Source organism: Pseudomonas sp. BF-RE-25 (genome assembly GCF_019956105.1).
Classification (GTDB): Bacteria; Pseudomonadota; Gammaproteobacteria; order Pseudomonadales; family Pseudomonadaceae; genus Aquipseudomonas; species Aquipseudomonas migulae.
In genome coordinates, this window is record NZ_JAHBDB010000075.1 from 1 (window position 1) to 18,508 (window position 18,508).

Consider the following 18,508-nt stretch of genomic DNA (forward strand, 5'->3'; position numbering starts at 1 on the left):
ATATCCCCCCCACGATGAGAAAAATCCCCCATAAACGGGCTGTATTACCCGATTCCTGTGTCAACTTTCATTGGCCAGGGGATCAAGTTGCGCCGCCAGCCGGGAATGATCGGCTGTTCAATTTTCTGGCATAGAGAATGCTGTACGTTCACTAGCGCATTAATTGAAAGTTTGAAGTTGTTATCACGGGATAACAGATTTCCACCTGTGCTGCACAACCCTTCTTAGGAGTTACCTTCATGCGAAGTGAGCCGCTAGTCCGCACGTTGGCACTCATGCTTCTCATCTTTGCCATAGGGGCATTCTGGAGTCTGTTCAGCTGGTTCAGCAGTTAAGCGTTGTTTGTGTTGCGGATCGGGTGAAGTCCCGGTTGAAGTCGGGATACCCCCGATTGCAGAAGCGGCAAGCGAAACCAACAGGCTGCCCATCGCGCAGTTCGCTGAAATGTTCAAGTCTGATTCCCCACTCCCCAATTCCCCACTCCCAGGTCATTTGTTGATCGAGTGTTTCCCACTGTCTGACAGACCGCCCTGCCAGGTTGGTTCACGCATTGCCAGTTGAACAAACGGCCAGGCGCTTCTCATAAAAAAAGGGAGGGCATCGCTGCCCTCCCTTCCGCTTTCCACGTTTTTTTTCAAACGTGCTGATCAGTACCTCAAGTGGTGAGAATGAAGTCCGTGGCAGTGACGGTTGTCGCATCGGCCACACCGACCAGGCGGATGGAGTCAGCACCAGCGAAACTGACCAGGGTATCCGCACCGACATCGGCGATGGTGACGCTGCCCGCAAAGGTCGCAGCCGTGATGTTCATCGCGGAGATATCGAGGCGGTCCTGCCCACCTCCTCCCGCGTTGGCATCGAAGCCGATGATCTGATCGACCCCGAAGCCCGCTGAGAACATGAAGATATCGTTGCCACTGCTGGCAACCATCATGTCGTTGCCGGCACCGCCTGTGACCGTATCGTTGCCAGTGCCGCCATCGATAAAGTCATCGCCGATACCACCCAACAAGGTGTCGTTGGCGGCGCCACCGAGCAGCGTGTCGTTGCCATCGCCCCCCTGGAGCAGATCGGTGCCCGCACCGCCATCCAGACTGTCATTACCCAGCCCGCCGAGCAGCGTGTCGTTGCCGCTTCCACCGTCCAGAACATCTGCCCCGTCACCACCGTCGAGGCTGTCATCGCCAGTGCCGCCGTTTAGTGTATCGGTGCCAATGCCACCGAACAGCTGGTCGTTACCGGCGTCGCCGTTCAGTGTGTCGTTGCCGCTGTTGCCGTTGAGTATGTCGTTGCCGCCGCCACCATTGAGGGTGTCGTTGCCCACCCCGGCGGTGATGATGTTGTTCAACCCGTTGCCGCTGCCGGCGAAGTTGCCGCCCCCGGTGTAGGTCAGGTTCTCGACATTACCACCCAGCGTGTAGCTGGCCAACGACGTCTGCACAGTGTCCGTACCGCCACCCGCAACCTCGACCACCACGTCTGTGGCTGCATCGACGATGTAGGTATCGTTGCCCGCGCTCCCGACCATCCGGTCAGCACCCGCACCGCCATCGAGGAGGTCGTTGCCCACCCCGCCGGTGATGGTGTTGGCCAGTGCGTTACCGGTACCTGTGAAGTTACCTGCACCGGTATAGGTCAGGTTCTCGACGTTGGCATCGAGCAGGTAGCTCGCGAAGGCGGTTTGCACCAGATCGGTACCGCCACCCACCGCCTCGGTGATAAGGTCACCGACGTTGTCGACCACATAGGTGTCGTTGCCGGCACCGCCGTTCATGGCATCCGCGCCAAGCCCGCCGTTGAGGGTGTCGTTACCGTCCTCGCCATTGAGGATGTCGTTGTCGTCTCCACCGTTGAGGATGTCGTTGCCAGTGCCGCCAAACAACTGGTCGGTACCGGCCAGGCCATTCAGCGTATCGCTCCCGCCCAGGCCAAGCAGCACATCGTTACCGGCGCCGCCGGTGAGGGTGTTCGCCTGTGCGTTACCTTGCAGCACTACGCCACTGAGCACCGCAACCGCTGCGGTTGCCGCGGAAGTCAACGTCTCCAGCGTGCCGAAGCCGTCGGTGTAGCGCACGATCACCCGTATTTGCAGGTTGCCCTGCGCCACACCCGGGGTGAAGGTCGAGGCCGTCGCGCCGTTGATGTTGGAGAAGGAAGCACCGATACCTTGCTGCCATTGGTAGCTGAAGGTGCCCAGCCCGTCCACATCGGCAATCCCGGCAGTCAGCGCCGTCAGCACTTGCCCTTGATCCGGTGTCGTATCGCTGATCAGCAACGCGCCTGTCGGTGCATCGTTGACGTTGTCCACCGGTCCCAGGATGTTGGACGCAACGCTTTCGGCCACACCGAAGTTATCGACGTAACCGATCATCACGCGCACTTCCTGGCCGACCTGAGCCTGGCCAAGCGAGAACGTGCTACCGGTAGCGCCAGCGATGTTGACGAAGCCAAGCCCGTCGTTCGCCTGCCACTGGTAGGTGAACTGCGGATTGCTCAGGCCATCGGCGTCGACGATGGTCGACGTATCGGCGGTCAACAGCTGGTTCTGCACGGCAAGCCCGGTAACGGTCGCCCCTTCGGTCGGTTCACTGTTGCCGGACGATTCGACGATCTCCAGCGTACCCTTAGCATCCTGGTACACCGCCCGGACGCGGATGTTCAGACCCGCCTCATCAGGCCCAACCAGGAAGGTGGAGCCAGTCGCCCGCGTTGCCTCGCCAGCGGCGACAAAGGTGATGTCTTCATAGACGCCCGAACCGGGAATGGTTTCGACCTGCCAGTAGTAAGCTACCCCGCCGGTTATCGCGCCGGTCGGATTGGCCGCACTCTGGTTGTCCGCGTCGTGTACCCCCGCGCCACTGACGCGCAACAACTGGCCGGCGACTGGCGTATCTTCACGCACACCGGTAGTCGCATCGAGGATTGCCAGGTGACCCGATGGGTCGCTGTTTTGCACGGTGCCGACTCCGGACGGTATCGCAACGTCAGCGAACTGCAGACGCTCGATGCCCGTCAGGCGATCGACGCCATCACGCCCAAGCACCGAGTCGGTCACGATGACAGTGTCGCCATCGATCTCGATGCCGTATTCCCCCAAAGTACCGGAGAACAACGCCGTATCGAAGCTGTCAGTGCCGGTCAGAATCTCCCGCACGATGACCAGTTGGCCAGGGTTGTACGTGCCGTTCAGCATAAACGGCACCAGTGGCTCCATGCTGTCGAACGTGGCGATTTCATCGCCAGTGCCGTCAGCGTTCGCCCGTACGCTGATGCGTACGTTCAGCCACTTGTCACCATCGATGATGTCGTCACCGCCGCGACCTTCGATCAGGTCGCTACCGCTACCGCCGAGGATGATGTTGCCGCCATCGAAGAACGTCGCTCCGGCTGCCAGCAGATCCGCCAGGCCGTTGATCAGGTCGATGTGGGTCAGCACACTGCCGGTTGCACCCGCAGTAGGCAGCGATGTGGCGTCTTCGTTATCACCGCGCAGGAAGTCACCGTGCGACGAACCCGACAGACCTTCCATGATGTCGAAACGCACCAGCGCCGAAGCACCTGAACCCGGTACTGGCGGAACATCGAAGAAACGGTCCGTGAAATCGATGGTCACGCCCTGTGCGAGCCCCTTGAAGGTTGCCCAGTCAAAGCCGGAGCCGCCGATATAGCGATCACCGAAGCCGAGACTGCCGACCATGATGTCATCGCCGCCTTCGCCGTTGAACTTATCGTTCTCGTTACCGCCGATGAACACATCGTGGCCGACGATAGGGTCGTTGCCGAGCGGGTCGAAGTTGTCGCCAGGTGCACCGTCCGAAGTGCCCTTCTCGATCCAGTCGTCGCCTTCGTTACCCATGTCCTGTTCGTTGGCTTTGCTGCCCAGGATGAAGTCATTGCCATGACCACCAATGGCTTCGGAGGCGTCCTCACCGGTCACGATGAAGTCATTGCCGAACCCGCCGATGATCAGGTTGACGCCGTTACCTCCGTGCAGCACGTCGTTGCCGTCGCCACCCTGGATGTTATCGTCGCCGCCCTTGTCGGTGATGATGTCGTCGCCGGAACCGCCGCGCAGTTGGTCGTTGCCGTCACCGCCTTCGATGCGATCGTTGCCGCCGTCGCCCCAGATCGTGTCATCCCCCTCACTCGCGATGAGAATATCGGCGCTGTTGGTGCCGCCCATCACGATGTGCTCTGCACCGGTGTATTTGATGTAGTTGGCGTCCGGCCCTGCGGTCAGAGGGTTGTCGCGGAACACCACCTGCTCGCCGTTTTCGCCAAGCGGATCGGCATTGCCCAGGCCATCGTTGAATTGCTTGCTCTGGTCCCTTTCCAGATAGAACGCAACGTCCGAGAACACCAGGCCCGGCAAGTGCGTGGCCGAGGTGTTGGCCATGATCAGCTTGGCGAACGAGTTGCTTTCAAGCTCCGCATTCATCGACAGGCCAGCGGTACGTTCCAGGTAGTAGAAGCGGTCGCCATCCTGCAGTTTTTCCAGCTGGTTCTCGAACACGAAGTTGAACGTCGAGCCGAGCATGCCGCCGAACGGCGTTTTCGCTTCGGCCAGGCCGCCGATCCACAAGTCGATGGCATCGACCCCCGTGATAGTCACGCCCTTCAGATCGTCGGCTGTTCCCAGCACGCCATCCTTGCCGGCCCGCGTTACGTTGGTCCAGTCACCGGTGCCGTTGAGGAAGTCCAGGCGATCAGTCGGTGCATCCGGACCACCGAATACCAGCGCCATGGCAGCAGCGCGTTTGCCTTCCAGCGTGGTCGCCGCCGTGATCGTTTCATGGGTGCCATAGGCTGCAATGAAGTTGATCAACGACTCCGGATGTTTAAGGTGCTGCACCAGGTCGACCCAGCTGGTGTACGGCTTGAGTTGGGTGTCACCGGTTTGGCTGTAGATGTCGCGGCGAATCGCGTTGAGTGAAGGAATCCCCACGTCGCGGCCACGGGCGATGTTGATCGCCGGCAGGTCGAGCGGCAGCCCGAGCAGGTTGTTGCGCAGCGCCTCGGTGACGAACTCGTCGATTTCGTTACCGGCTTGCCGAGTGATCCCACGCACGATCGCACTGGTCGCATCCTCAGGCGTCACGCCACTGGCGGCGTACGCCAACGGGTTGAGGAACGCCGCGATCAGGCCCAGTTGCTGATCGGGATCAGCACTGTTCGGATCGCCGATCACGTTGAAATCGACGTCGAAGCGATCGACGGTCTCAGTCAGCATCGAGTGGCCAAACCGGTACACGGTATGGGCGAACTCGGCGACGATCGAGGCATCAAGGTCAACGTCATAGACCTGGGTCGGTGCGAAAAACAGATCGACGTTAGGCTGGATGGTCCGGGCAAATTCCTCGAACACCAGATGCTGATACTGCATCTCGGTGCCGAACTTGGCCGCCTGGAACAGGCGTTCGCCATTCCATACCAACGCATCGATCTCCGCCTGATTGACCGGCAACGCGCTCACTGGATTGAGCAGCCACTCGTTCAGGAAAGCCACGTCACCCGAGTCGAGCACGGTGTCTTTGGTTTGCGCGACCAGCCGATTGTGCTCGGAGTGGAAGATCGCATGTACGGCAGTCAGGCCGATGTTCTCGTTGACCCGGCCGTCGCCAGCGATGTAGTGCGCATCCAGCAACTCGTTGTCGTAGGCCAGGTTGGCCCCGGTTTGTGGATTGACCGGCACGTCGTTGCCAATCTCGGTACCCACGTCAGGCGCGAGCACGCCACCGATGAACACCGGCGCGGCATTGTGGGCAATGTCGACGAGGAACTGGTGACCGGTACGCACAGCATTGGTCAGGTCAATAGGGGCAAGCGGATTACCTTCGACAAGCTCGTCATCCGTCGTACCGCCAAGACCGTCAACGCCTTTCATCACGACCATCGGGAAGCCGTTCGGCCCCTTGATGAAATTGCCATAGGCATCGGTCGCCAACAGCGGGGCGTTATCGACGTCGGCATCGGTCAGGTGGATACCCAGAATGTCGTTAGCTTGCGCCTTGACCACTTTCCAGGTGGCCATGCCACCGATTTCGCTGTCGTCTGAGGTACCAAACTTGCCATCCGCCCCCAGGTCACGGTTGGTGATCAGCCTGCCCGTCGCGATGGGTCCGTCATCGGTCAGCAGATACCCGCGCAGGAACACCTGATGTGATGGGTGCGAGCTGTAGGTCTGGTTTTGGTCCACGAACGGCGTGGTGGTGTTGGAGTGCTCATGGATGTCATCGGCCGTGCCGAGAACACCATCCGCGCCTGGCTGGTTGGTCGCGCGGGTCAGCACCATGAAGTTAGCGTTGCCGCCTGGCACATACAGCGGATCATCCGGTTGCAGCGGAATGAAGATGGTGCCCGAACCGCCTTTGGTCACCAGGTCCAGACCGTGATCGAAGAACTGCCCGAAGAAGGTCATCCAGGAGTTGAACGGCGCGGACAACCCGGCATCCGGAGCGGTGTTCTCGAACATGTACACATCGTGGTCGTCGCCAGTACCGAACTGACCATCCAGGCCGGGGCTGGCGACTATCCGTACACCATCCTTGAGCACGTCGTCGTTATTCGGCGTGCCGAAGTTGAGCACACCGTCCGCGCCCACGTCGTACGCCGTGGCATACGCCGCCGGGTTGTTCGACGTCTGGTCGACGATCAGATTGCTGATCGTGCGCGGCTGCGAGTCAAACACATTGCCGCTGGTCTGCTGATACGACGATCCCGGAATGGCCGGCGAGCCAGGGCCGAAGAACCCGGCAGGTGCACCTTCCGCCGGATTGAAGACCGGATCGGTCAAACGCGGGAAGGTGTTATCCGCAGCACCAAACTCGGTGTTGTTGATGCCATTGAGGTTCATCAGGTTGTTGTTCGAGCCATCGACCGCACGCAGGCCCAGCGGCGCGCGGATGTTCGGGATCAGCGAGAGGATGTTCTGACCGTCCGCTTCAGCCTCGGCAATCTTGATCTGATCAAGGATGAAGTTGAGGTCGGAGCGGACCATGTTAAGGCCCGGGCCACCCTCGGTGGCATTGACTACCGGTGTCGGTGCTGTCGGCACGACCGGTGCGCCGGGAACCACGACGCCTGTCGGTTGCGAGAACACCACTTCAGTCGTGCCATGGCCATCCTGGTAGATCGCCTTGACCCGCAGTGACAGCCCGGCAAGATCCGGCGAGACCTTGAACGCGGTGCCATCGGCACTCTGGAACGCCAGGTCACCCGCAGGCAACAGGATGATGTCTTCGAACACGCCACTGCCGGGGTTGGCTTCGAACTGCCAGTAGTAAGACACCGAAGTATTGTTGACGAGACCCTGCGGGTTACCCGCAGTGACGTTGTTGGCATCGCTCACCCCGAGCATGCTCACGGTCAGTGTGTCGCCCACTGTAATGTCGCCGCCGTTGCCATCCGTGACAGTCGGCCTGCCGACCGGTTGTGCGTTCAGCCCCGGTACCAGCACCCGCTGAGTGTCGGCGAATTGCAGGCGCTCGATATGCAGCAGGGTATCGGTGCCGTCGCGACCCGCAACGATATCCGTAACCGTCCAGACATCGTCCGCCAGGTTGGCCGTGCCACGGGTGTCCTGGATCACCGTGTACTCGGACTGAAGCCCGGAGAAAATCGCGGTGTCGAACGCCGCCCCGCCCGTCGAGGTGCCGGGCAGGATTTCCCGCACGGCCTTGAGCTGCCCTGGGTTATACGTGCGGTCCAGCATGAACGGGATCATATCAGCCATGCTGTCGAAGCTGGCGATCTCGGGGCCGGTATGGTTGACGTCGCCGGGGGCATAAACTGCGATTCTGACGTTGATCCATTTGTCGCCATCGATCAGATCATCGCCGCCGCGACCCTCGATCAGGTCACTGCCATTGCCACCGAGGATGATGTTGCCCGTGGCAAAGCCGGTGGTCGGCAAGCCGGCATCGGACAGGAACTGCTCCAGTCCACGGATCAACGCCACATTGGTCAGTGCACCGCCCGTGGCACCACCGTGGTTGATGATAGTGACCGCATCAACATCATCGCCTTTGAGTACGTCGCCGAACTTCGAACCGGACAAGCCTTCCACTTCCGCGAAGCGGTCAAGGATCGAGGCCGGCGAAGCGCCCACCGGATTGAACACCCCGGTGTTCTGGTTTGGCGCGTTGCCGTGTGGCTGCGCCAGCGCGGCCAGGGACAGGTCGACGGTCACGCCGACCTGGTCATTTTTGTAGGTCACCCAGTCGAACCCGGACATGCCGTCCATCTTGTCCTGGGCATCGCTGCCGACAAAGATGTCATCGCCACCCTCGCCGATCATTTCGTCGAAGCCACCACCGCCGACAAAGATGTCGTTGCCGATCGTATCGTCAGTGAGCAACGGCGCAGCGTTATCGCCAGGCGCACCGTCCTGGGTGCCCTTCTCGATCCAGTCATCGCCTTCGTTGCCGGTCGGTGGCAGGTTGGTCTTGGCGCCGAGAATGAAGTCGTCACCCTGACCGCCGAAGGTCGTGGTGATGTCTTCGGTGGTGATAATGAAGTCCTGGCCATCGCCGCCAAGGATCAGGTTGCCCGCAACCCCCATTTTACCGGCCACGATCACGTCGTTACCGGCATTGCCTTCCAGGCGGTTGTCGCCGAACGAGTCGGTGATGATGTCATCGCCTGCGCCGCCCAGAACCGCATCGTTCCCGGCGCCGCCTTCGAGGACATCGTTGCCGCCGTCGCCGTAAACGGTGTCATCACCTTCACCGGATATGATGATGTCATTGCCGGCGGTGCCGCCGAGGACAACATGATCTTCACCGGTGTAATGCAGAAAATTACTGTCCGTGCCCACGGTGTCGGGGTTGTCGCGGATCACCAGCGGCACGACTTCCACGCCGTTGATCATGATGCCGCCCGTCGGGTCGGCACGACCGCCGACGCCAAGGCCAGTGAACTGATTGGCCTGGGTCACTTCGAGGGTGAACGCCGGCGTCAGGAACACGGTGTTCGACAGGTGGGTGACATCGGTGTTGAGCATGATCAACTTGGCGAAGGAGTTGTTCTCAAGCTCGGTGCCGAAGTTCAGGCCCGCCGTACGCGACAAGTAGTAGAAACGGTCGCCGTTCTGCAACGCCTCCATCTGGGTTTCAAACACGAAGTTGAACGTCGAGCCGAGCATACCGCCGAACGGCATCTTCTCTTCGGCAAGGCCGCCGACCCAGAAGTCGATGTCGTCGACACCGGTGGTGGTGACGCCATTGATCATGGCGTAGATGCCCGTACTGTTAAGAAATGCCAGGCGATCCTCTTCAGTGGCGGTAAAAGTACGCTCATCGGCAGTGCCGGCGTTGATCACCGCGCTGCCGCCAAACACCAGGGCAGCAGCGACCGCACGCATCTCGACCAGCGTATCCACATCGGCCGCAGTCAATGCCCCGTGAGTACCGAAGGCCGCGATGAAGTTGACCAAGGATTCGGGGTGTTTGAGGTTTTCCGCCAAGTCAGCCCAACTGATGTACGGCTTGAGTTGGCTGTCGCCGGTTGCCTGGTAAAACTCACGCCGCGCCTCATTCAACGTAGGGATGCCAGTGTCGCGACCACGCGCCAGGTTCAGGGCCGGCAAATCGAGGGGCAGACCCAGCAGATTGTTGCGCAACGCTTCGGTGACGAACTCGTCGATCTCGTTGCCGAGCTGACGGGTCACACCGCGAATGATCGCCCCTGCCGCTTCGTCAGCGGTAGCCCCGCTGCCGGCAAATGCCAGAGGGTTGAGGAAGGCTGCGATCAGACCGAGCTGCGCGTCAGGGTTGTTCGGGTCAGAGAGGACCGGATTGAATTCGGGGTCGAAGCGATCGACTGTCTCGGTCAACATCGAGTGACCGAAGCGATACACCACGTGGGCGAACTCGGCGAGGATGGCCGGGTTGATCGAAGTGTCATAGCCGTTGGGGGCAAGGAATTCGTCGACCTGCGGCTGAACGGTCCGCGCAAATTCCTCGAACACCAGGTGCTGATACTGCATCTCGGTGCCGAACTTGGCGGCCTGGAACAGCCGTTCGCCATCCCACACCAATCCTGCGATTTCGGCGGGAGTAGTCGGAATTGCCGCGACGTCGTCTGCCAGCCACTCATTGAGAAACGCCAGATCGCCAGAGGCCAGGATGGTTTCCTTGGACTGCTGGACCAGGCGGTTGTGTTCGGAGTGGAACACATGGTGCACAGTGGTCAGGCCGATGTTTTCGTTCGCCCGGCCATCGCCGGCAATGTAGTGAGCGTCGAGCAGTTCGTTGTCGTAGGTCAGGTTGTTGCCGCCCGCGCCCACTGGCTGCGCATTGCCGATTTCGGTGTCACCATCCGCCTGCAAAACCCCGCCGAGGAGTACCGGCGCGGCATTGTGCGCGATGTCGTCGAGGAAGCCATGCCCGGTGCTCACGGCGTTGGCCAGACTGATCGGAGCATCCCTGTTGCCTTCGACCAGTTGCGTGATGTCATCCGCCGTACCGGCGATACCGTCTGTGCCGTTGCTGATGCGCATCACCACCTGCGGCATACCGCCCGGGCCACGGATGAAGTTGCCATACGCGTCGGTCGCCAGCAGCGGCACGTTGTGCACATCGGCGTCGGTCAGGTTGATGCCGAGAATGTCACGGGCCTGAGCCTTGACCACTGCCCAGGTCGCCATGCCGCCATTTTCGGCGCCGCCATCATCGGCAGTGCCGAACTCGCCATCGGCGCCCAGATCGCGATTGGTAATCAAGCGCCCGGTTGCAACAGGGTCACCTGCCGCGTTGATGACGTACTCGCGCAGAAATACCTGATGCGAGGGGTGTGAGCTGTAAGTCTGGCTTTGGTCTACGAACGGCGAGGTGGTGTTGAGCTGCCCATCGTCCGTCGTACCAACAATTCCGTCCGCGCCGGCCGTACGCACGGCCCGTGGCAGCACCATGAAGTTGGTCGGACTGCCCGGCACGAACAACGGATCGTCCGGCTGCAACGGAATAAACACAAAATCGGTAGCGCTCTTGGTGACCAGGTCGAGGCCGTGGTCGAAGAACTGGCCGAAGAAAGTCATCCACGAGTTGAAGCCCGCAGTCAGACCGGCGTCCGCCGACTGGTTGGGGATGAAGAACACTTGCTTGTCGTCATCCGTGCCGAAGACACCGTCGGGACCTGGGCTGATGACCGGGTCGGCACCGCTGTTCGCCGCAACCGCAGCCGGGTTGTTGGCGGTCTGATCAACGATCAGGTTACTGATAATCCGTGGTTGTGGGTCGATCACATCCCCTGTCCCGGAGTATGACGCCAGAAACGAGGGGTCCAGCAGGCGCGGGAAAGCATTGTCCGCAGCGCCAAACTCACTTTGCCCGGTCACCAGGTTGTTGTAGCTGCCATCGACGGTGCGCAGGCCGAAAGGCACCTGACTGTTGGGTAGCAAATCACTGAGGCTGGCGCCGTCGGCATGTGCTTCTGCGATGAAAATCTGTTTGAGGATGAACTCCAGGTCGGACTTGTTGAAATTGGCCATTTTGCTTGCCCTCGATATCTTTGGTGAAGGGCACGGGACGAAAAGAATCCTCCCGCGCCCAGTCAGGTGCTGGCTTGCGCAGTGTGTAGGTTCATTTTTTTGGCGAGAGCTGACACGGGAAGGCAAAGCCGTTAGTACGGCCCCCGGTATGCGCGCCTGGAATTCGCGGAACTCGCGAAAGAATGGCTCGCTGAGCGATCAGGCAGAGCGAACCCAGGCCCTAGGCGGGCCATGGAAACTTGAGGTCAAGGCGAACTTGCTAAACAGCCCCTTCCCTCTGCAGTAGAACGAAGTGATCGACATGCTGTGCTCCTTCGGAGAACCACCGCGCTTTTCGCTGCCAAAGAGTTGACAGACTTCAGGCGGACGGTTGTCGTCAATGAGTAAGACTAAAGTTGGATAGCAAAAAATTGTCAATTTTACGACGGACAAACCGGACGACCGGTGCTACGCCTCTCAACTCGCTGTTTTTAATGGACTTATAGAAAGATTGACGCACCATTAGAGCGAAATGTTATTTCAGATTGTTTCGCCGCGACCTACGCTGCTTGCTACGGGAGCAACGCAGAAATTTGCACGAGATTCGCCCGAGAGCGAACCTGCGTATCGACGGCTACCCACGGGACTAAATCTGTTAGCTGCTGCTCCGCAAGGGCAAACGGCTTTTTGAAGAGGGGGTCAGCCAAATGCACAAGCAGTCGAACTCTCGATCCGAACTGGCCGACGCACTCTTCCGACTTCGTCGTAGTTTTTACTCCCTGGCGGGTTTCAGCGGCGTCATCAACGTCATGATGTTGACGCCAGCCGTTTACATGTTGCAGGTCTATGATCGAGCCTTGGTCAGTCGCAACGTCACAACGTTGACGATGCTGACCGTTCTGGTGATAGGCCTGTTCTTGCTGATGTCCACGCTTGAAATGTTCCGCACCCGTGTGCTGATCCGGGTCGGCAACTGCCTCGACATGGACCTCAATCGACGCATTTTCACCGCCGCATTCGAGCGCAACCTGAACCGCGCCGGAGGCAATCCGGCCCAGGCCCTGCAGGATCTCGCGCAGGTGCGTCAGTTCCTCACCGGCAACAGCCTGTTCGCGTTCTTTGATGCGCCATGGACGCCGATCTACCTGCTGGTCGCCTACCTGATCCACCCGCTGCTCGGACTGGTCACGCTCATCGGCTCGCTGATTCTGATGGGCCTGGCTTACCTCACCGAGAAGGCGACGCAAAAGCCGCTGGCCGAAGCCAATCAGGCCGCCCTCTCCTCCGCCACCTACGCCAACAACAACCTGCGCAACGCCGAGGTCATCGAGGCCATGGGCATGTTGCCGTCGATCGGCAAGCGCTGGTACCAAAGCCATTTGCGCATTCTGGAAATGCAGACCCTGGCCTCAGACCGTGCCGCCCTGATCAGCAGCACCGGGCGCTTTGTGCGTATCACCTTGCAATCGCTGATCCTCGGCGCCGGTGCGCTGCTGGCGATCGAAGGCAAGATCACCCCCGGGATGATGATTGCCTGCTCGATCCTTACCGGCCGCGCGTTGGGCCCGGTGGAACAAGTCATCGCGTCGTGGAAGCAACTGCTTGGCTGCCGTTCGGCCTGGGGCCGGTTGAATGAAATGCTCAACGACTTTCCGCGCCGGCCACCGAGCATGTCGCTGCAACGCCCGCTGGGCATGCTGGCAGTGGAGAATGTGTACGCCGGCTCCCCCGGCACCAACAACACGATTCTGCGCGGGGTGAGCTTCAACCTTTCCCCCGGCGAAAGCCTTGGCATTATCGGCCCATCCGCCTCGGGCAAATCCACCCTGGCCCGCCTGTTGGTCGGCGTCTGGCCGGCACAGGCCGGCAAGGTGCGCCTCGACGGCGCGGACATATTCACCTGGAACAAAGGCGAACTCGGCCCCTGGCTCGGTTACCTGCCACAGGACGTGGAGCTGTTCGAAGGCACCATCGCCGACAACATTGCACGCTTTGGCGAAGTGGACAGCGACGCGGTCATCCGCGCCGCCAGAACGACAGGCGTGCACGAGATGATCCTGCGTTTTGCGCAAGGTTATGAGACCCGCCTGGGCACCGATGGCAGCCCGCTTTCCGGTGGCCAGAAGCAACGCATCGCCTTGGCTCGCGCGCTGTATGGAGACCCCAATCTGATTGTGCTCGATGAGCCGAACGCCAACCTCGACGACGTCGGTGAAAAGGCGTTGGTCGATGCGCTGGCCCAACTCAAAGACCGTGGCGCCACCGTCATTCTGATTTCCCACCGCCCCAATGTGCTCTGCGCCGTCGACAAGGTGCTGATGCTGCGTGACGGCGGCGTGCAGATGCTCGGCACTCGCGACGAAGTATTCGCAGCGCTGCGCAAGGCGAGTGTGATGCCTGCAGGCGCGTCGACTCCGCTGGCCTCCGTCAAAACGCGGGAGTGACCGATCATGCAAATGAGCCAACACACCGAGATGATTCACGTCGATCCCCGGAACGATGTAGATCTGGACGTCGCCAAACCTGTGCGCAGGGGTCTGTGGCTGGTGCTCGCCGGCTTCGGCGGCTTCCTCCTGTGGTCGTGGCTGGCGCCGCTGGATGCCGGCGTGGTAGCGACAGGCACGGTAAAAGTCACCAGCAATCGCAAAGCTGTGCAGCATCTGAGCGGCGGCACCGTGGAGGCCATTCTTGTCCGCGAAGGCGATTCCGTGAAAAAAGGCCAGGAGGTGGTCCGCCTCGATTCGCTGCGCGCCCTTGCCGAACAGGGTGCGGTCAGCGCCCAGTACATCGTCAGCAAGACCGTGGAAAACCGCCTGGAAGCGGAACGTGACAACCGCGACGTAGTGAACTTCGATCCCGAACTGTTCAAGCGCTTCGGGAATGACCACCGCCTGCTGGCTGCCATGGATCTGCAGCAACGCCTGCTGGACACCCGGCGCGCCGGCCTCGCTGGCGAAATCAGCATCCTGCAGGAAAACCTCGCGGCGTCGGCGGTGCAGCTCAAGGGCCTGCAACAGGTCTATGGCGCCCGCGCCTCGCAGATCAACTTCCTCAACCAGGAACTGAAAGGCACCCGCGTGCTGGCAGCCGAAGGCTATGTGCCGCGCAACCGCCTGCTGGAGCTGGAGCGCAGCAATGCCGACCTCTCCGCCGGCCAGGCCGAGAACCTCAACAACATCGCTCGCGTGCGTAGCCAGACCACCGAAATCAAGCTGCGCATCCTGCAGCGCCAGCACGATTACCTGAAGGAAGTCGAATCGCAGCTCACCGACACCGCCAAGGAAAACACCACCCTGGCCGACCGCTTGCGTGCGCTGGACTATGAAGTGACCCACACGGTGATTCGATCGCCCATCGATGGCATGGTCCAGTCCCTGAGCATTGCGACTGTTGGCGGGATCATCCAGCCCGGCTTCAAGATCATGGAAATCGTTCCGGACAACGAGCCGCTGCAGGTCGACGCGATGATTCCCGTGCAGGCCATCGACAAGATGGTCCCCGGCCTCGCCGTGGACATTGCCTTCCCGGCCTTCAACCATGCCCAGACGCCCAACATCCCCGGCCGCGTGAAGACCGTTTCCGCCGACCGCCTGATGGACGAGGAAAGCAAGCAACCGTTCTATCTGGCTCAGGTAGAAGTCACACCCGATGGCATGAACCTGCTTGGCAGCAATCACATTCGTCCCGGCATGCCCGCCAGCGTCACCATAAAAACTGGCGAGCGCAACATGATGAGCTATCTTCTGAAACCAATGCTCGACCGTGTTGACAGCTCTTTCAAGGAACAATGAAATGGACCGTCATTGCCTGTTCGCCTGCCTGCTATCGCTGTCTCTGCCTGCCAGCGCCATTGACCTCAAACAAGCGTGGGATCTGTTGCAGTACCAAGGTCCCATCTATCGCGCCGCTGTACATGAAAAGGAGGCCGGCCTGGAAAACCGCGCCATCGGCCAAGCCGGTCTGCTGCCGCAGATCAGCGCCTCGGCCTACGACAACAAGGTCAATGGCACCCAGCGCCAGAGCGGCATCGAGAGGGATCTCGACTACGACTCCAAGGGCGCCAACGTGCGCTTGCGCCAGCCGCTGTTCAACAAACAGAAAATGGCCGAGTACCGCCAGGGTAAACAGCGTGCCGACTACAGCGTCGCGGTGTTCGATGCCAAGAGTCAGGACGCCGCGGTGCGTCTCGCCGAAAGCTATTTCGACGTGCTGTTGGCCAGCGAAACCATCGTCCTCGCCAAGTCCAAGCTGAACGCCTTCGAGGAGCAACTCGCTTCGGCGAAACGGCGCATGGAGCTGGGGGCCGGCACCGTCACCGACATCGACGAGTCGATCGCTCGCCGCGACCTCGCCGATGCCGAGCTGATCGAAGCGCAGGACAACCTGATCAATGCGCGCCGCAAGCTTGAGGAGTACATCGGAGAAACCCCCGAATCGTTGACCACCTTGCGCCCGACTTTCGATACGCCACCGCTGCTGCCGAGCAACCTGCAGGACTGGTTGGTCAAGGCTCAGACCGACAGCCCGCTGATCCATGCGCGCCGTCATAGCAGCGACCTTGCTGAAGAAGAAGTGAAGCGCGTCAAGGCGGGCCACTGGCCGACACTGGATTTCGTAGCCGGCTACACCGCGGGCGATAGCCAATCCATCTCCGAGCTGAATCAACGCAACCGCTACGGCTCAATCGGGCTGGAAGTCAACTTCCCGCTGTACAACGGTGGCGGCACCAGCGCGCTGGCACGCCAGGCCAGTTCCAATAGCTCCAAGGCTCTGGACGAACTCGACGCCACGCGACAGGAAGTCATCTCCGGAACGACCCGCGAGTACGCCGGCGTACAGAGCGGCGCCAAACGCATTCACGCCCTGGAGCGGGCCGTAGAGTCCAACGAACGCTCACTGCTGTCCACACGCAAGGGTTTCAAGGAAGGAGGCACCAGCACCAACTCGGACGTCCTCAATGCCGAAGAACTGCTCTTCGTTGCGCGCCACGACCTGTTCGAGGCGAAGCTGCGTTACTTGATGTCGCGCCTGCGCCTGGCCTCTTCGGTGGGCAGCCTGGGCGACGACGACATCGACCACATCAACGACTACCTCGGCCCGGAGCTGTTGGTCACCAATTGAATTGGTGTTCAGGTGAACAGCGTCATTCCTGAGCAGTCGCTAATCGTAGAACGGCTCAACCAACGCCCGGCTGCCGACAAAAAAACTATCGGCGACCAGTCGCAGCGGCTGGAGATCCAGGTCACTGGCCTTGTCACCAATCAGCTGTTGAAAATGTCGATACACCGCCGCGTACTCACCCTCCTCCGATACGGCCTGACGCACTCCATCGATACTCAAGAGCGCACCGCCGTTGTCCAGTCGCAGGATGCCTTCGGCGCAGCGAATCTCGATGCTCCAGAGCTCATCATGGCCGTGGTCGAAATCGAACTCCGCACGAACATCGAGGTGGCGCGCGTCGGACATTTTGATGGACGCGGCGATAGGCGACTGGCAGTTGTCGGGGACGCGCAGTTCGGCGGACTCGACAAACAGCGACAGTGGCAGCAGATGAGTCGCAATCGACAAGGCATTGATGCCGGGATCGAAGACGCCCAAGCCGCCCGGCTGCCAGATCCACGCCTGGCCGGGGTGCCACTTGCGCACGTCTTCCTTCCAGTCAATCTGTACGTTTTGCAGGGTGCGCGTGGCCAGCCAGTCGCGAGCCGCTTCAATGCCGGGCGCGTAGCGTGAATGCCAGGCGAACAGACCGCTGACGCCTTGCTCTGCAACCTGATGCACCAACGCCATCGCTTCGCCCAACGTGGCGCACGGAGGTTTTTCGACCAGTACGTGTTTGCCTGCGGCCAGCGCTTGTTGCACCAGTGCGAATCGTCCTTGCGGCGGTGTGCAAAACGCAATCGCATCCACAGGCGGGCCGTTTTCGAGCAGCTCGCCCAGGGACTGAAAGTTCTCTACCCCGGCGCAGGGTTGCCCTTGCGTTGCGACAGCGACCAGCTGGAACGCGGGGTTGGCGTTGATCGCTGGAACGTGTTGATCCTGGGCAATCTTGCCGTAGCCCACCAGACCGAGACGGATCGGTTGCATTAATGACTCCTGTTTTTTTTCTTGTCTTGGGAAGCGAATCGACAAGACTACGTTTGTATAGCGGGGAAGTCATTGATGACGTGCTGACGTTTCGTGAACGCTACCTTTCAGTCAGCCCCTCCCCGCACAAACCGCCTGACCTCGGCCTGTATGGCATAAGCCGGCGCCTCCACCGCATTGAAATCCTGTGTATACCGCTGGGCAAATCCATCGACTCCCCACTCCTGAAACTGCTGCACATGCTTGAGTTCGTGAGCCCAGAGCGCGACATCCTGTTCTGCGGTTTGAGCGTCCCGGAAGAGAATGATGTCGATCAGCGTCACGGCTCCGACATCGGGGTTTTGCAGCATGGCAGTGGCGGCACTGAACTGACCGTTGTCGCTGACTTTATAGCCCGCGGCATCGAGGACACCGGGGGCGTACCAGCGCAGCAGTTGCTCGCGGATGTGCGGTGGGATGGGTTGGATGCTGGTGTTGACTACTTCAGCGTGGGCTTGGGTCAGCCACAGCGCCAGAGCAGGTGCGGCGATCTGGTAGACACCATCAGGCACGGGGCCGAGCACCTGCCCCAGGTCTGGCAGGCAGATGCAGCCGTCCAGGCAAACTTGTTTCTCGCCAGCTGGGCAGGCGCTGGGCTGGGCTGGCACTTCAAGCGTCAGACAAAGAACAAACAGCGCCACCAGGCGCGTGATGATGGGCGGCATTGTGACCTCCAGGGACGGAAGCAGCGCGAACAGTGGGCCATAACTGATCGATAACCTGCAAAGCTTTTGCGTATCCCTAAATTTCTTTGCACCACTTTCCTGCGGTCAAAACAAAACCCCAACTGCTTTCGCAATTGGGGTTTCGGAATTTAATCTTGACGATGACCTACTCTCACATGGGGAAACCCCACACTACCATCGGCGATGCATCGTTTCACTGCTGAGTTCGGGATGGGATCAGGTGGTTCCA

At 60.5% G+C, this 18,508-nt stretch carries 6 protein-coding genes and 1 rRNA gene; 3 read left to right on the top strand and 4 right to left on the bottom strand.

The window, feature by feature from the left end; genetic code table 11:
- Positions 1-655 precede the first annotated feature (655 nt).
- Positions 656-11,488, bottom strand: a complete 10,833-nt coding sequence (locus KGB24_RS26120) for a peroxidase family protein (protein WP_223413549.1) — start codon at positions 11,486-11,488, stop codon at positions 656-658.
- Positions 11,489-12,174: 686 nt separating this feature from the next.
- On the opposite strand from KGB24_RS26120, the gene KGB24_RS26125 reads away from it, so the two are divergent.
- From KGB24_RS26125 to KGB24_RS26135, 3 genes are read left to right on the top strand one after another with little or no spacing between them, the layout of a single operon-like run.
- Positions 12,175-13,911 carry a type I secretion system permease/ATPase gene (locus KGB24_RS26125; protein WP_008024527.1) on the top strand — a complete coding sequence of 579 codons (1,737 nt, stop codon included), beginning with the start codon at positions 12,175-12,177 and terminating at the stop codon, positions 13,909-13,911.
- A 6-nt stretch (positions 13,912-13,917) separates the two neighbouring features.
- Complete coding sequence (locus tag KGB24_RS26130) at positions 13,918-15,258, top strand: HlyD family type I secretion periplasmic adaptor subunit (RefSeq protein WP_008024526.1); 1,341 nt, start codon at positions 13,918-13,920, stop codon at positions 15,256-15,258.
- A 1-nt stretch (position 15,259) separates the two neighbouring features.
- Positions 15,260-16,588 carry a TolC family outer membrane protein gene (locus tag KGB24_RS26135; protein WP_008024524.1) on the top strand — a complete coding sequence of 443 codons (1,329 nt, stop codon included), beginning with the start codon at positions 15,260-15,262 and terminating at the stop codon, positions 16,586-16,588.
- Positions 16,589-16,627: 39 nt separating this feature from the next.
- On the opposite strand, the gene KGB24_RS26140 is transcribed toward KGB24_RS26135, so the two are convergent.
- The 3 genes from KGB24_RS26140 to rrf form a co-directional block, all read right to left on the bottom strand.
- Complete coding sequence (locus tag KGB24_RS26140; RefSeq protein ID WP_223413550.1) at positions 16,628-17,554, bottom strand: Gfo/Idh/MocA family protein; 927 nt, start codon at positions 17,552-17,554, stop codon at positions 16,628-16,630.
- A 107-nt stretch (positions 17,555-17,661) separates the two neighbouring features.
- Complete coding sequence (locus KGB24_RS26145) at positions 17,662-18,258, bottom strand: DUF4157 domain-containing protein (protein WP_223413551.1); 597 nt, start codon at positions 18,256-18,258, stop codon at positions 17,662-17,664.
- A 153-nt stretch (positions 18,259-18,411) separates the two neighbouring features.
- Positions 18,412-18,508, bottom strand: a 5S ribosomal RNA gene (gene rrf / locus KGB24_RS26150); the annotation flags it as partial.

Excerpts from the sequence above, each read along its gene's own strand:
- KGB24_RS26120 (WP_223413549.1), bottom strand. The coding sequence starts at position 11,488 with ATGGCCAATTTCAACAAGTCCGACCTGGAGTTCATCCTCAAACAGATT.
- KGB24_RS26125 (WP_008024527.1), top strand. The coding sequence starts at position 12,175 with ATGCACAAGCAGTCGAACTCTCGATCCGAACTGGCCGACGCACTCTTC.
- KGB24_RS26130 (WP_008024526.1), top strand. The coding sequence starts at position 13,918 with ATGCAAATGAGCCAACACACCGAGATGATTCACGTCGATCCCCGGAAC.
- KGB24_RS26135 (WP_008024524.1), top strand. The coding sequence starts at position 15,260 with ATGGACCGTCATTGCCTGTTCGCCTGCCTGCTATCGCTGTCTCTGCCT.
- KGB24_RS26140 (WP_223413550.1), bottom strand. The coding sequence starts at position 17,554 with ATGCAACCGATCCGTCTCGGTCTGGTGGGCTACGGCAAGATTGCCCAG.
- KGB24_RS26145 (WP_223413551.1), bottom strand. The coding sequence starts at position 18,258 with ATGCCGCCCATCATCACGCGCCTGGTGGCGCTGTTTGTTCTTTGTCTG.